The sequence below is a fragment of the Gardnerella greenwoodii 00703Dmash genome, from assembly GCF_000263635.1.
In the GTDB taxonomy this organism is placed as follows: Bacteria; Actinomycetota; Actinomycetes; order Actinomycetales; family Bifidobacteriaceae; genus Bifidobacterium; species Bifidobacterium greenwoodii.
The window spans coordinates 311,438-324,182 of sequence record NZ_ADEV01000004.1 but is presented as its reverse complement, the minus strand read 5'-3'; the positions used below and the strand labels follow the sequence as shown (position 1 = coordinate 324,182).

At 47.2% G+C, this 12,745-nt stretch carries 15 protein-coding genes; all 15 read right to left on the bottom strand.

Annotated features, from left to right (window positions below):
• Positions 1-2 precede the first annotated feature (2 nt).
• Complete coding sequence (gene rpsC, locus NG78_RS03970) at positions 3-818, bottom strand: 30S ribosomal protein S3 (RefSeq protein ID WP_004129057.1); 816 nt, start codon at positions 816-818, stop codon at positions 3-5.
• Positions 819-820: 2 nt separating this feature from the next.
• Positions 821-1,180, bottom strand: coding sequence for a 50S ribosomal protein L22 (rplV, locus tag NG78_RS03975; protein ID WP_004105510.1), 360 nt, complete (start codon positions 1,178-1,180; stop codon positions 821-823).
• Positions 1,181-1,196: 16 nt separating this feature from the next.
• Positions 1,197-1,475 (bottom strand): 30S ribosomal protein S19, encoded by a 279-nt coding sequence (gene rpsS, locus NG78_RS03980; RefSeq protein ID WP_004114357.1) that lies wholly within the window; start codon positions 1,473-1,475, stop codon positions 1,197-1,199.
• Positions 1,476-1,490: 15 nt separating this feature from the next.
• Positions 1,491-2,321, bottom strand: a complete 831-nt coding sequence (rplB, locus tag NG78_RS03985) for a 50S ribosomal protein L2 (protein ID WP_004129060.1) — start codon at positions 2,319-2,321, stop codon at positions 1,491-1,493.
• Positions 2,322-2,355: 34 nt separating this feature from the next.
• Complete coding sequence (rplW, locus tag NG78_RS03990) at positions 2,356-2,652, bottom strand: 50S ribosomal protein L23 (RefSeq protein ID WP_004105515.1); 297 nt, start codon at positions 2,650-2,652, stop codon at positions 2,356-2,358.
• A gap of 5 nt (positions 2,653-2,657) precedes the next feature.
• The gene (gene rplD / locus NG78_RS03995) at positions 2,658-3,323 is read right to left on the bottom strand and encodes a 50S ribosomal protein L4 (RefSeq protein ID WP_004129063.1); all 666 of its coding nucleotides are present in this window, start codon (positions 3,321-3,323) and stop codon (positions 2,658-2,660) included.
• Positions 3,324-3,328: 5 nt separating this feature from the next.
• Positions 3,329-3,979: a 50S ribosomal protein L3 gene (gene rplC, locus NG78_RS04000; protein WP_004105519.1), complete on the bottom strand. Its 651-nt coding sequence runs from the start codon at positions 3,977-3,979 to the stop codon at positions 3,329-3,331.
• Between the two features lie 13 nt (positions 3,980-3,992).
• Positions 3,993-4,301 (bottom strand): 30S ribosomal protein S10, encoded by a 309-nt coding sequence (rpsJ, locus tag NG78_RS04005; protein ID WP_003808013.1) that lies wholly within the window; start codon positions 4,299-4,301, stop codon positions 3,993-3,995.
• Between the two features lie 321 nt (positions 4,302-4,622).
• Positions 4,623-7,325 (bottom strand): bifunctional acetaldehyde-CoA/alcohol dehydrogenase, encoded by a 2,703-nt coding sequence (gene adhE / locus NG78_RS04010; RefSeq protein WP_004134278.1) that lies wholly within the window; start codon positions 7,323-7,325, stop codon positions 4,623-4,625.
• A 332-nt stretch (positions 7,326-7,657) separates the two neighbouring features.
• Positions 7,658-8,146, bottom strand: coding sequence for a 30S ribosomal protein S9 (rpsI, locus tag NG78_RS04015; protein ID WP_004129066.1), 489 nt, complete (start codon positions 8,144-8,146; stop codon positions 7,658-7,660).
• A gap of 17 nt (positions 8,147-8,163) precedes the next feature.
• A complete protein-coding gene (gene rplM / locus NG78_RS04020; protein ID WP_004134277.1) occupies positions 8,164-8,613 on the bottom strand; it encodes a 50S ribosomal protein L13 in 450 nt (149 codons plus the stop codon).
• Positions 8,614-8,874: 261 nt separating this feature from the next.
• Positions 8,875-11,040 (bottom strand): 4-alpha-glucanotransferase, encoded by a 2,166-nt coding sequence (gene malQ, locus NG78_RS04030; protein ID WP_004134275.1) that lies wholly within the window; start codon positions 11,038-11,040, stop codon positions 8,875-8,877.
• An 8-nt stretch (positions 11,041-11,048) separates the two neighbouring features.
• Positions 11,049-11,681, bottom strand: a complete 633-nt coding sequence (locus NG78_RS04035; RefSeq protein WP_004134272.1) for a hypothetical protein — start codon at positions 11,679-11,681, stop codon at positions 11,049-11,051.
• A gap of 39 nt (positions 11,682-11,720) precedes the next feature.
• Entirely contained in the window at positions 11,721-12,398 is a 678-nt protein-coding gene (locus NG78_RS04040) for a YigZ family protein (RefSeq protein ID WP_004134270.1), read from the bottom strand.
• Between the two features lie 6 nt (positions 12,399-12,404).
• On the bottom strand, positions 12,405-12,698 hold the full coding sequence (locus NG78_RS04045; protein ID WP_004134269.1) for a metal-sensitive transcriptional regulator: 294 nt from the start codon (positions 12,696-12,698) through the stop codon (positions 12,405-12,407).
• Between the last annotated feature and the right edge of the window lie 47 nt (positions 12,699-12,745).

Below are 12,745 nucleotides of genomic sequence, written 5' to 3'. Positions count from 1 at the left end.
GCTCACTCCTTCGTTTCCGTTGCGGCAGGAGCTTCAGCAGCTGCAGCTTCAGCTGGCTTTTCAGCCTGTGCTTCAGCAGCCTTCTGCTGGTTAGCAGGACGTGCGCCACGACGTGGACGACGATCGCCACGACGGCCTTCACGCTTACCCTGCTGAGCCTGCTGCTCTTCAAACTCACGCTCGGTCATATCACCCTTGTAAATCCAGACCTTAACGCCAATACGGCCGTAAGTGGTCTTAGCTTCAAAGAAGCCATAATCAATAAGGGCACGAAGGGTCTGCAGTGGAACGCGACCCTCACGATAGAACTCAGAACGGCTCATTTCGGCGCCACCAAGACGACCGGAGAGCTTAATACGAATACCCTTGGCACCAGCGCGCATTGCGTCCTGCTGTGCCTTACGCATAGCACGACGGAATGTAACGCGGTTTGTCAACTGTTCCGCAATTCCCTGAGCAACCAACTGAGCGTCAAGTGCAGCATTCTTCACCTCAAAGATGTTGAGCTGTACTTGCTTGCCTGTGAGCTTCTCAAGCTTTGCACGAACGCGCTCAGCTTCAGCACCACGACGGCCGATAATAATACCTGGACGAGCGGTGTGAATATCAACACGAACGCGATCACGAGTGCGCTCGATGACGATACGAGATACGCCAGCACGCTCGAGGTCATGGCTCATTTCCTTGCGAATCTTGTCATCCTCAAGGACGAAGTCACGATAACGCTCGCCAGCCTTGTTGGAGTCGGAGAACCACTTAGAACGATGATTCTCGGTGATGCCCAGGCGATAGCCGAAAGGATTTATCTTCTGACCCATCTTTAGCGGGCTCCTTCCTTAAGCGAGACGATAACGGTGATATGGCTTGTGCGCTTGTTAATGCGCGCAGCGCGACCCTGTGCACGAGCGCGGAAACGCTTAAGCGTTACACCCTCATCCACGTAGGTTTCCTTGATGACCAAGTCCTGCTCACGGAATGGTTCACCGGCTTTTTCAGCCTTAACGCGAGCGTTAGCGATCGCGCTTTCAAGAACCTTGCGCACCGGCAAAGATGCGTCCTGAGGAGCAAACTTCAAAATGGTAATAGCTTCGCTTGCACGCTTGCCTCGGATGAGGTCGACCATGCGGCGAGCCTTGCGCGGCGTCACGCGGACGTGACGAGCGATTGCTTTAGCTTCCATGTGTCCTAACTCTCCTTTAGCGGCGTGCCTTTTTGTCGTCCTTCACATGACCCTTGAAGGTCTTGGTTGGGGCGAACTCACCGAGCTTATGACCAACCATGGCTTCGGTAACGAATACCGGCACATGCTTGCGGCCATCGTGTACGGCAAAGGTGTGTCCAATGAAATCAGGAGTGATCATCGAACGACGCGACCACGTCTTAATGACGTTATGCGTGCCCTTGTCGTTTTGCTCGTCGACTTTCTTCTGCAAGTGGGCGTCGACGAAAGGGCCCTTCTTGATGCTACGAGTCATCTATTCGACACTCCCTTACTTGCGGTTCTTACCATTCGGGCGACGACGAACAATCATCTTGTTCGAAGCCTTCTTTGGACGACGTGTACGAACCTCGCCCTTGCCCCATGGAGAAACTGGCGGCTTGCCACCACGGGTACGACCACCATGTGGGTGGTCCACAGGGTTCATGGATTCGCCTCGAGTGATTGGCCTACGACCAAGCCAACGAGCGCGACCAGCCTTACCAAGTTCAATGTTGGCGTGATCAGAATTACCAACTTCGCCAATCGTAGCGCGGCAACGAGCGTCAACGTTACGAATTTCGCCAGATGGCATACGCAACTGAGCGTAAGCGCCATCCTTAGCGACGAGCTGAACAGCAGCACCAGCGGAGCGAGCAATCTTTGCGCCACCAAGTGGACGAAGCTCGATTGCGTGAACCACGGTACCGGTTGGGATATTCTTCAGAGGCAGGTTGTTGCCTGGCTTAATATCAGCCTGAGCACCAGTCTCAATAACGTCACCCTGGGCAATGCCTTCAGGAGCGATAATGTAGCGCTTCTCACCATCTGCGTAGTGCAGCAATGCGATGCGAGCGGAACGGTTAGGGTCATACTCAATATGAGCGACCTTTGCTGGCACGCCATCCTTGTCCCAACGCTTGAAGTCGATGAGACGATACTGACGCTTGTGACCGCCGCCGCGATGGCGAGAAGTCATGCGGCCGTAAGAGTTACGACCACCAGTCTTGCTGAGTTTGCGTACCAACGATTTTTCAGGCGTAGAACGCGTGATCTCGGCAAAATCCGAAACCGAAGCGTTACGACGGCCTGCAGTCGTCGGCTTATAAACGCGGATAGCCATAATATAGTATTCCTTTACTTTTCTCGGCTAGCCTTCAGTTACCAAAGATGTCAATCGTTTGACCTTCAGCCACGGTGACAATAGCGCGCTTCTGGTTCACACGACGGCCGAAACCGGTGCGAGAGCGCTTTAACTTGCCAGCGCGGTTCAAAGTGTTAACGTTTGTCACCTTGACCTTGAAGATTTCTTCGATAGCCTGCTTGATCTGAACCTTGTTAGCATCTGGAGCCACTACGAAAGTGTACTGACCACGATCAGAAGCTGCATAACTTTTTTCAGAAACAACTGGCTTAAGAATTACGTCATGTGCTGGGTTATGGACTGCGACCATTTAAATCAGGCCTCCTTAACGACAGGCTCGGTCTTAGCAGCAACGAAGGCTTCGAAGCCTTCCTTGGAGAAGACGACGTACTGAGCTGTAACAACATCGTAAGTGTTGAGCTGATCAGCGAAGATCACGTGAACAGTTGGAATGTTGCGTACAGACATCCACTCATTGATGTTCTCACGAGAAAGAACAACAGTAGTGAACTGGTTATTGGTCACAGGGGTAAGTGCTGCAACTGCCTGCTTGGTGGATGGAACATCCTTAATACCAAAGTCAACTACAGCAATACGTCCAGCATTTGCACGATCCGAAAGAACATAACGAAGAGCAGCTGCCTTCATCTTCTTCGGGGTGCGCTGATCGTACTTACGAGGAACTGGACCGTGGACAACGCCACCATGTACCCACTGTGGAGCACGAATGGAACCCTGGCGAGCACGACCGGTGCCCTTCTGCTTCCATGGCTTCTTACCGCCGCCGGAAACATTAGCACGATTCTTCACAGCATGGGTGCCCTGACGAGCAGCAGCAAGCTGAGCGATTACGACCTGATGAACCAGTGGGCCGTGAGCCAAAACGTCTTCGTTGGAGATGCCGAAAATTTCAGCAGGAGCTTCAACGGTTCCGCTTGCCTTGCCCTTAGTATCAGTGACGTTCAGAGTTACGTTTGCCATAATTATCAGGCTCCCTTCACTGCCGAACGGACGAGAACGATTGCGCCCTTAGGACCTGGAACAGCGCCCTTAATAGCGAGAATGCCGTTCTCGACATCCGAAGAAACGATGGTGAGGTTAAGCGCGGTGGAAGTCACATGACCCATGCGACCAGCCATACGCTTGCCCTTCAAAATGCGGCTTGGAGTTGCGCAAGCGCCCACAGAACCTGGGCGACGTTCGTTCTTGTGCGAGCCGTGAGTACGACGATAGGACTTGAAGCCCCAACGCTTAATAGTGCCAGCAAAGCCCTTACCCTTGGTAGTGCCAGTGACATCTACTTCAGAACCCTCAGCGAACAATTCAGCGGTCAATTCCTGACCTGGCTGATAATCTGCTGCGTTCTCCGTGCGCACCTCAGCGAGGTGACGACGAGGAGTTACACCAGCCTTTGCAAAATGACCAGCCAATGGCTTGGTCACCTTGGTAGGATCAATCTGGCCATAACCGAGCTGTACTGCGCAATAACCGTCAGACTCTACAGTCTTTACAGCGGTAACTACGTTAGTAGCAACTTCAACCAGAGTTACGGGGACGAAGAAGCCGTTTTCATCCCAAACCTGCGACATACCCAGCTTGCGGCCGAGCAATGCAGTGCGATTCTTATTCTGCGACATTTTCTCCCCCTTCCTACAGCTTGATCTCGATGTTTACATCCGCAGGCAGGTCAATGTGCATCAAAGAATCCACAGCCTTTGGCGTTGGATCTACGATGTCAATGAGGCGCTTATGAGTGCGCATCTCGAAATGCTCGCGAGAATCCTTGTATTTATGAGGAGAACGGATAACAACAAACACGTTCTTCTCGGTCGGCAGAGGAACCGGACCCACCACTGTGGCGCCCGCGTTCGTCACCGTCTCGACGATTTTCTTCGCCGATTGGTCGATGACCTCATGGTCATAGGACTTAAGCCTGATGCGGATTTTCTGTCCCGCCATTGCCGTCCGCCCTTTCTAGCGATTCGTTTACTGTTTACCAACCTGAATTCAAGGGCACCGGCGAGAATAAGCCCCTAGGGCAATTCCACATCAGTGCGCGGCATCAAAAACCTATTCATACAAAAAAATTCGATTCAAAGTTTTTGCTTCCGCGCTCGCTTTTTTTAATTACAATATGCGAGCCTTAAAACAGGCAACTAAGTAATTAAACCATCAACCTTCGATTATTAAAAACCGGGCGTGTCGGCTATTTTCCAACAAAAAATGGCAGAAACTACAATTAGTTTAGCTTCTGCCATTATTAACTAAATACGCAAATAATTACGCGGCTTCACGCTCCAAGCGCATGCGATGGCCTTCTTCTTGAGAAACACCATAATATGCAGCAATAGCAATATCCTTCATATCCTCAATTTGCGGAATACGAGGATTTGCAGGAGCGCACTGATCTTCGTAAGCACGCATGCCAATATTGTCAAGTATCGACCAGTAGTACTCTTCGTCTACGCCACAAGCCTTAAACGAAGCGTCCATTCCAAGCTTTTCATTTCGATACTCTTCAACAGCGCGAGCAAGATTTTCCACGCCTTCTTCAGGAGTCTTACCAGGATCTACACCAAGATTCTTAGCAATCTCCTGATACCTTTCAAGCGCAATGTAATGATTGTACTTTGGCCAGCTAGTTGGTTCTTGCGGAATCTGACCGTTGTAGCGAATAACATAAGGCAGCAAAATTGCGTTCGTATGTCCGTGTACAACATGGCACAAAGCACCAATAGTATGAGCCATAGCGTGGCACATACCTAAGAATGCGGAACCAAATGCCATTCCGGCCATAGTAGCTGCATTGTGCATTTTTTCTTGCGCCTCAACCTTGCGCTGAGAATCTTCACAATTCACAGAATCGTTGAGATTTTCCCAAATAAGTTTCGAAGCATGCAATGCCATAGCGTCCGTGAAATCATTCGCGTAAACAGACACGTAAGCTTCCATAGCGTGAGTTAAGGCATCAAAACCAGAATCGCACGCCAAACGACGAGGCTGCGTACGAGCTAACACAGGATCTACGATTGCAACAGTTGGAGTCAGAGCGTAATCCGTAATAGGATACTTGTATCCGGTCTTGTGATCTGTAATAACAGCGTAAGGCGTAACTTCAGATCCAGTTCCGGAAGAAGTTGGTATGCAAACAAGCTTAGCTTTGCCACCAAGAGGCGGAATCTTAAATGCGCGCTTACGAATATCGAAGAACTTTTCGCGCAAATCAGCGAAAGAAATCTCCGGATGCTCGTACATAAGCCACATAATCTTAGAAGCATCCATTGGAGAACCGCCACCAACAGCAATAATTGTGTCTGGCTGGAATTCGTCACGCATCATTGCGGCTCCGCGCTCAACCGTTTCAACGCTTGGCTCAGGCTCAACGTAATCAATAATGCGGAAAGTAACGCGATTATCTCGAGCACGAAGCTGGTCAATAATCTTATCTACTACGCCAAGCTGCTCCATAACTTTATCGCACACAATAACTGCGCGCTCAACGCCGTACATATCCCTCAAATAACGAATAGCATTCGGCTCAAAATAAGTTTTAGCCGGAATCTTAAACCATTGCATATTATTATTCCTTCGTGCAATACGCTTAATATTAAGAAGATTTATAGCTTGTACGTTGCCAGAAACGGAATTTCCACCATAAGATCCGCATCCAAGAGTAAGCGAAGGAGCAATCGCATTGTAAATATCTCCAACGCCACCAAGAGATCCAGGAGAATTCCAAACAATTCTGCAAGCATGCATACGAACGCCATATTCGCGCACAAGATCTTGATTATTTGTGTGAATTACAGCAGTGTGACCAGCTCCATGCACAAGCATCTGCTCGCACATCTTGAAGCCTTGTTCCTTATTTTCTGCGCGAAGCATTGCGTGAACAGGAGCAAGCTTTTCCATAGTAAGCGGCTCCATCTCACCAACTTCTTTGCACTCTGCAACCAAAATCACAGCATCTTCTGGAATTTCAAATCCAGCTTCGTGAGCAATGTATTGAGGAGATTTTCCTGGAACAGTGGAGTTAAGTTTTGGAGTATTTCCAGAATATGCAGTACAGCCAAACATATATTGTTCGAGCTTAGCTTTTTCGTCAGCATTAACAAAATACGCTTTTCTGCGCTTTAATTCGCGAAGTAACGGCTCGTATACGTCCTTATTTGCAATAATTGCCTGCTCGGTTGCGCAAATCATTCCGTAATCGAAGTGCTTTGAAAGAATTAAATCGTTTGCAGCACGCGAAATATCAACATCGCTGTCAACATACGCAGGAGCATTTCCAGCGCCAACGCCAAGAGCTGGCTTTCCCGAAGAATAGGCAGCCTTTACCATTCCAGGACCGCCTGTTGCAAGAATGGTTGCAATCTTCGGATGCTTCATTAAAGCGCCGGTTGCAGCAATAGAAGGATGCTCAATCCACTGAATGCAATCTTTTGGCGCTCCAGCCGCAACAGCAGCATCGCGAACAATTCGAGCTGCTTCAGAAGAGCACTTTTGTGCGAAAGGATGGAATCCAAAAATAATTGGGCAGCGAGTTTTTAGCGCAATAAGCGACTTAAAAATTGCTGTTGAAGTTGGGTTTGTAACTGGAGTTACGCCTGCAACAATACCAACCGGCTCAGCGATTTCGTCAATTCCAAGTACATCGTCTTCGCGAATAATGCCAACTGTTTTCTGCCCAGCCAAGTAATGCGTAATATGTTCGCATGCAAAAATGTTTTTCGTTGCTTTATCTTCAACAAGACCGCGCCCAGTTTCATCAACAGCCATTTTTGCAAGAACCAAATGCTTATTTAGTGCTGCAACAGATGCTTTAGCTACAATATGATCAATTTGTTGCTGATTAAGCTTTTCAAATTCATCTAAAGCATGCGACGCTTTTTCAACAAGTTGATCAACCTCTTGCTGTGCTGCTAATTCAACATCATCGACGGTTTTAGACTCTGTTTCGGCCTTATTCTGTGCCTCAACCATGAGTAGTCCTCCTTGATCTTTACCAACGGCATTAATAACGGCATTAATAACGACGTTAATAGCAAATATTTTTTGCCTGTTGTTACTCACAGTAAGTAAATATGTGATACAAGTCACAATTTAGCCTTTTTACTGTACTTTTGCATCTTTGCAGCGAGTTGCGCTATTTATGATTGAGCACGGTAGAGTTATGTTCGTTTTTTGAGTACTTTTGCTTACTTTTACGTTCGTTTTATTTTGCTACATAGATTTTAAGATTTAGATTTTGATATACAAAAATGGCTCCAAGCAAAAGCCTGAAGCCATTTTGTAAAATATATATTCTGCGAAACTTAACGCTTCGAGAACTGAGGTGCACGACGTGCCTTGTGCAAACCAGCCTTCTTGCGTTCCACAACGCGAGCGTCGCGGGTCAAGAAGCCAGCCTTCTTCAAAGCAATACGGTTTGCATCGCGATCGATGGAATTCAATGCACGAGCAACACCCAAGCGAATAGCGCCAGCCTGGCCGGTGGTGCCGCCGCCGTCAACGAGGACTACGACGTCGAACTTGCCTTCAAGCTTGAGCAACACGATTGGTGAATTCACTTCGCGCTGCAATAAGCGAGATGGGAAGTACTCTTCCAAAGTGCGACCATTGATGGTCCACTTACCAGAGCCTGGAACCAAACGTACACGAGCTACAGCTTCCTTACGACGACCAGTGCCGTAGCCTGGCTCGATTGCGGAAGTGCCGGTGCCTGCACCAGCGTTAGTTTCAGTAGTGTAGCTAGTCAGTTCTTCTTCGTTTTCAAGAACCGCGGAGTTGTTATTTTCTGCCATATCTATTCTCCTTGATCTCACTTAGCCTGCTGAGAGACCTGAGCGATCTCGAAGACCTGTGGCTTCTGCGAAGTGTGCGGATGCTCAGCGCCAGTGAACACACGAAGGCGGTCAAGCTGCACCTTAGCAAGACGATTCTTTGGAAGCATGCCCTTGACAGCAGCCATGATAATACGCTTTGGATCCTTCTCCAAAAGCTCTGCATAGCTATCACGACGAAGGCCGCCTGGACGACCAGAGTGGGAATACAGTTCCTTGCTCAACTTATTGCCGGTCAAAGCAATCTTTTCAGCGTTAATAATAATAACGTGATTGCCAGAATCAGCATGAGGAGCAAACGTTGGCTTATTCTTACCACGCAGCAAGATTGCTACCTGAGAGGCCAAACGACCAAGTACCACGTCAGTGGCATCGATGATGTACCAGTCATGAGTCAAATCTGCTGGTTTCGGTGTGAAAGTCTTCACAATCGTACCTTTTCTCTATTGTGTTTCGAGCGTTGCATTTTCTTGGTTTATAGAAAATACGTTACTCATAATCCGTGGGCTCCCTGAAAGTCCTCGATGGCGAGTGGGAAAAGCGCTTTGAAGGACCCCTTAGGGAAACACAACAATCTGCAAGTATATCGCCAAGTGACGACTACTTGCAAGTGTCTATTTTATATAAGGCTGAGACGAATACAAAACAAATTGCTAAACAAATTGCTAAACAAAATAAATCACAAGATGTTATGCATTCATAATCGCAGCAAGCGAGCGCACACGAGGCAAATCAAACATAGTATCCAAAGACACCGGATTGCCGTCACCATCAGCTAACGGAATACGCCAATTCGGGTACTCATCATTAGTTCCAGGCTGATTTTGCGCACGATACTCACCAACTGCATCAACCAAAGAAGCAGCAAGCAAACGTGAAGGAGCATCCTTCAAAGCACGATACAACGCCTCAATAATCTCCTGAGTATGAGCATCCTCATCCTCAAGCAACTGAGCATCCAAATAACCGCCCTTTACCAGCATGCGCATCATGGCACGATGCTCTGCAACAGCTCCAGCGCGGAATTCTTCAACAGAACCAGTAAGCAAGTGCAAACGCTCGCGAATATTAACCTGCTCATAGCGCAAATAACCAGCAGCAGGAGGTAAATCGTGAGTATTTACAGAAGCAAGTGTCATTTCGCGCCACTTGTCTGGAGTACGGAATTCACCATCTTGCACTTCGAACCATTCAACCGTGCAACCAAGCACAGCCTTCTTGCGCAGCACTTCCAAAGCATTTGCAGGCAAAACACCCAAATCTTCACCAACAACTACACCGTGAGCGCGAGCGGCTTCGATTGCCAAAATGCCAAGCATAATGTCGGCATCGTAGTAAACGTAAGCACCGCCACTTGGAGCTGAACCTTCTGGAATCCACCACAAGCGGAAAAGTCCAAGAATGTGATCAATTCGCACAGCACCAGCTGAAGCAAACATGCCATGAACCATATCTCGGTATGTTTTAAAACCAGTGCGCTCAAGCTCAAACGGATGCAGTGGAGGCTGAGACCAATCCTGGCCTTGCTGATTGAAGTAATCAGGAGGCGCGCCAACAGTAGCTCCGTTAGCAAATCGCTCTGGATTCCACCAAACTTCAGATCCTGCAGGATGCACGCCAACAGCCATATCTGACATAATGCCGATTTTCATACCAGCTTTACGTGCAGCAACTTGAGCATCATGCAATTGCGTAAAAGCAACCCATTCAAGCCAACGATAAAACTCAAGGGTATCCGGGAAGCGATTAGCTAATTCGCGCACTTGGTCAGAATCCTTATTAAGAGTCTTCTCCCAGCAATCGTCACCCTTTGGAGCACCCCACTTGTCGTAGCACAAGCACCATGTGGCGTAGGATTCAAGACGCTCGCCCATCTCCTGCTTAAACTCGTCAAAAACGCGAGCGCGATTTTCTGGCATGCCAGCCTTGAAAATCAGCCACAATGCGCGCATTTTTACACGCCACATAGAATCTCTATCAATGATTTGAGCATCGTTGTTAAGAGGCTCTACCTGGGCATGTAATTTTTCGACTTCTTTTCGAGTTTTATCGTTTAACGTTTCATACTCAGGAATACTTTCTGGGCGAATATACGTTACGTTTACCATTCCTCGAGCAACCGGCAAGTACGGAGATGGCGTAAGCGGAGTTACAGGCTCACCTGCATGCATTGGGTTGATTAGCACAAAGTCGGCGCCAGTTTTTTTCTTAGCTTCAGCAAGAAGAGTTGCTAAATCTGCAAAATCGCCAACACCCCAAGACTTTGAAGAACGGATTGAATAAAGCTGAGCCATCCATCCCCAAAGCTGCTCGCCGTTTGCTTCAAGAGAATCAAGTGTAGTAATGCTTTCTGGAGCACTAATAAGTGTTGCTTCTTCTTGACGCTCACCAACAGTTACTCGCAAAGTGTGGTAGCCCATTGGCAAATCTTCAGGAATTTTAATTAAAGATGTAGCTACAAACTTGCCATTTACAGGGTATGCAGTGGTGTTATCGTTAGGTACGATTTCTAATTCACCCTCATACTGTTCGCCATTTTCCAACGTAATAGTTGCCACTGGATACTCGAGAATTCCAGTATTCACAGTTACTTCATCGCACTTTCCAACCGTATGCAAAACTGTTGGAGCAACAATACGCCCGTGACGGTAAGCCAAAACATCTTGTATAGATTTTTCTATTGCAGCATCGCTAGAAGCATCTACACCTAATGCGGCTAAAACAGACACCAATACATTATCTTGAATTTCATGTTCTTTATTGTCGGAACCAACGTAACGCACACCTACGCCCATTAATTCTGCTAGGCGATGCAGTGGCGACGCTTCTGTCACTTCTTCTGTTTTATTATTCATGTGTTCCATTATTCGCGAGAGCAACGACCGCGCGCCGCCAAAGCTACATCTTCCGACTTGTCGTTGCACAAAGTTTGCAAAACATTCTGCGGAACTCCAGGATTTAGCGCAACTGCTCTACGCACCATAGTTGCCAATACGCCTGGAGCGTTTTCTTCTATACTTACTCCAAGAGATGCAAGATATTGCAAGGTTTTCGCGCTTACACCATCTACTTGTGCACCTTCTAAACGCATTTTCCAAGATGCTTTTGGATTACACAATGCGGCATCGCGAACTTTAGGACAAGAATCTTTTGTAAGTCTTCCAACTAACCAATTTTTAGCATCGTGATTTTCAGCAACAGCTAAACGCACATCGTCGGATGCGTCTTCTGAAAGTTTCACTAATATATTCGGGAATGGCATTGAAGTAGCTAAGTAGATTCTGTCTTCTTCTGGAGTATTTGCGTTCCCAGCAACAGCTTCTAGTAAAGAAGTGGCTCTAGAAAACGCGGCTTGATCAGACCTATCTGGCAACTTACGTCTAGCAAATTCGTGAAGTTCTGCAGAATCCTCACTATGGCGCAAATGCTCATATACTGCGGTTAAAGGCTCATATTCTGCATCATTATTTGGCTGCTCTTGATTATTCGTACTCATAAAATCACCTTTAACGCTTTATGTCGATTAGCTTATTATTTAGAGTACCATCTGCTTTCGGCACAACACTTCAGGAACAACACTTCCAGAAAAAGCATTTTTAACTAGCAAAAGAAATTCTTCCGATTTATAAGTTGGTACGGAAATATTTAGAGTAATATCAGCTCCATAATTTTCGCTGTCAATTGCGCCTTCTACTTGATTGACTATATGCTGCAACATGCGCAATTGCTGGTATTTAAGATTGCAAGCAAAGCTAACGCAAGAAACAATATCTACGATTTTTGCTGCTGCAACCGCCATACTTGCAGACTTAGCATAAGCTCGCGTTAATCCGCCCGAGCCAAGTAAAATACCGCCAAAGTAGCGCGTTACTGTTACTACACAATCTGTTAAATTTGCTGAGCGTAAAACATCAAGTATTGGTTTTCCAGCTGTTCCGGCAGGCTCGCCGTCATCGCTCATTCGCTCGCATAATTGCGCTCCATGCATTCCGCATATAGCAGCATACGCAACGTGACGCGCTTTAGGATTCGCAACTTTAACCGACTGCACAAAATCCACAGCTTCATCAAGAGTTGTTACATGACAAATATTGCCAATAAATTCTGACTTTTTCTCAACAAACGCATCATGCGCCGGATTAGAAGAATTTTCTTGCACTGTGTGCAAAACAGTATGCAAATCAGTATGCAAATCAGTATGCAAATCTGGCACTATATACTAGGCCTTTTCGTAGCGAAGCAAACGATCAATAATCTCAGTAACATCTTCCATTGCTTGTTTTGCGCCTTCAGCCGTGCCTGTTTCAACAGCACGTTGTATATCACTATTAACATGCTCACGCGCAGTCAACACAGCTAAAGAATGCAACGCAGCTGTTGCAGCAGAAAGTTGCATAAGAACATCTTTGCATTCAGCATCTTTCTCAATCATAGTATTGATAGCGCTAAGCTGACCCTGCACTCTGTGCAAGCGTACTAACAGTTTATTTTTATCAATATCATAATCTTTCATTGCTGCTCCCTCTTCAATAAAAGCACAGTAACCTAGATGTCATAACG

What these genes read in the sequence shown, in the direction of transcription:
- rplC (WP_004105519.1), bottom strand. Translation starts at nt 3,979, where the DNA reads ATGTCGCAGAATAAGAATCGCACTGCATTGCTCGGCCGCAAGCTGGGT.
- rplD (WP_004129063.1), bottom strand. Translation starts at nt 3,323, where the DNA reads ATGGCAAACGTAACTCTGAACGTCACTGATACTAAGGGCAAGGCAAGC.
- rplW (WP_004105515.1), bottom strand. Translation starts at nt 2,652, where the DNA reads ATGGTCGCAGTCCATAACCCAGCACATGACGTAATTCTTAAGCCAGTT.
- rplB (WP_004129060.1), bottom strand. Translation starts at nt 2,321, where the DNA reads ATGGCTATCCGCGTTTATAAGCCGACGACTGCAGGCCGTCGTAACGCT.
- rpsJ (WP_003808013.1), bottom strand. Translation starts at nt 4,301, where the DNA reads ATGGCGGGACAGAAAATCCGCATCAGGCTTAAGTCCTATGACCATGAG.
- adhE (WP_004134278.1), bottom strand. Translation starts at nt 7,325, where the DNA reads ATGGTTGAGGCACAGAATAAGGCCGAAACAGAGTCTAAAACCGTCGAT.
- NG78_RS04045 (WP_004134269.1), bottom strand. Translation starts at nt 12,698, where the DNA reads ATGAAAGATTATGATATTGATAAAAATAAACTGTTAGTACGCTTGCAC.
- NG78_RS04035 (WP_004134272.1), bottom strand. Translation starts at nt 11,681, where the DNA reads ATGAGTACGAATAATCAAGAGCAGCCAAATAATGATGCAGAATATGAG.
- rpsS (WP_004114357.1), bottom strand. Translation starts at nt 1,475, where the DNA reads ATGACTCGTAGCATCAAGAAGGGCCCTTTCGTCGACGCCCACTTGCAG.
- rpsC (WP_004129057.1), bottom strand. Translation starts at nt 818, where the DNA reads ATGGGTCAGAAGATAAATCCTTTCGGCTATCGCCTGGGCATCACCGAG.
- malQ (WP_004134275.1), bottom strand. Translation starts at nt 11,040, where the DNA reads ATGAATAATAAAACAGAAGAAGTGACAGAAGCGTCGCCACTGCATCGC.
- rplV (WP_004105510.1), bottom strand. Translation starts at nt 1,180, where the DNA reads ATGGAAGCTAAAGCAATCGCTCGTCACGTCCGCGTGACGCCGCGCAAG.
- rpsI (WP_004129066.1), bottom strand. Translation starts at nt 8,146, where the DNA reads ATGGCAGAAAATAACAACTCCGCGGTTCTTGAAAACGAAGAAGAACTG.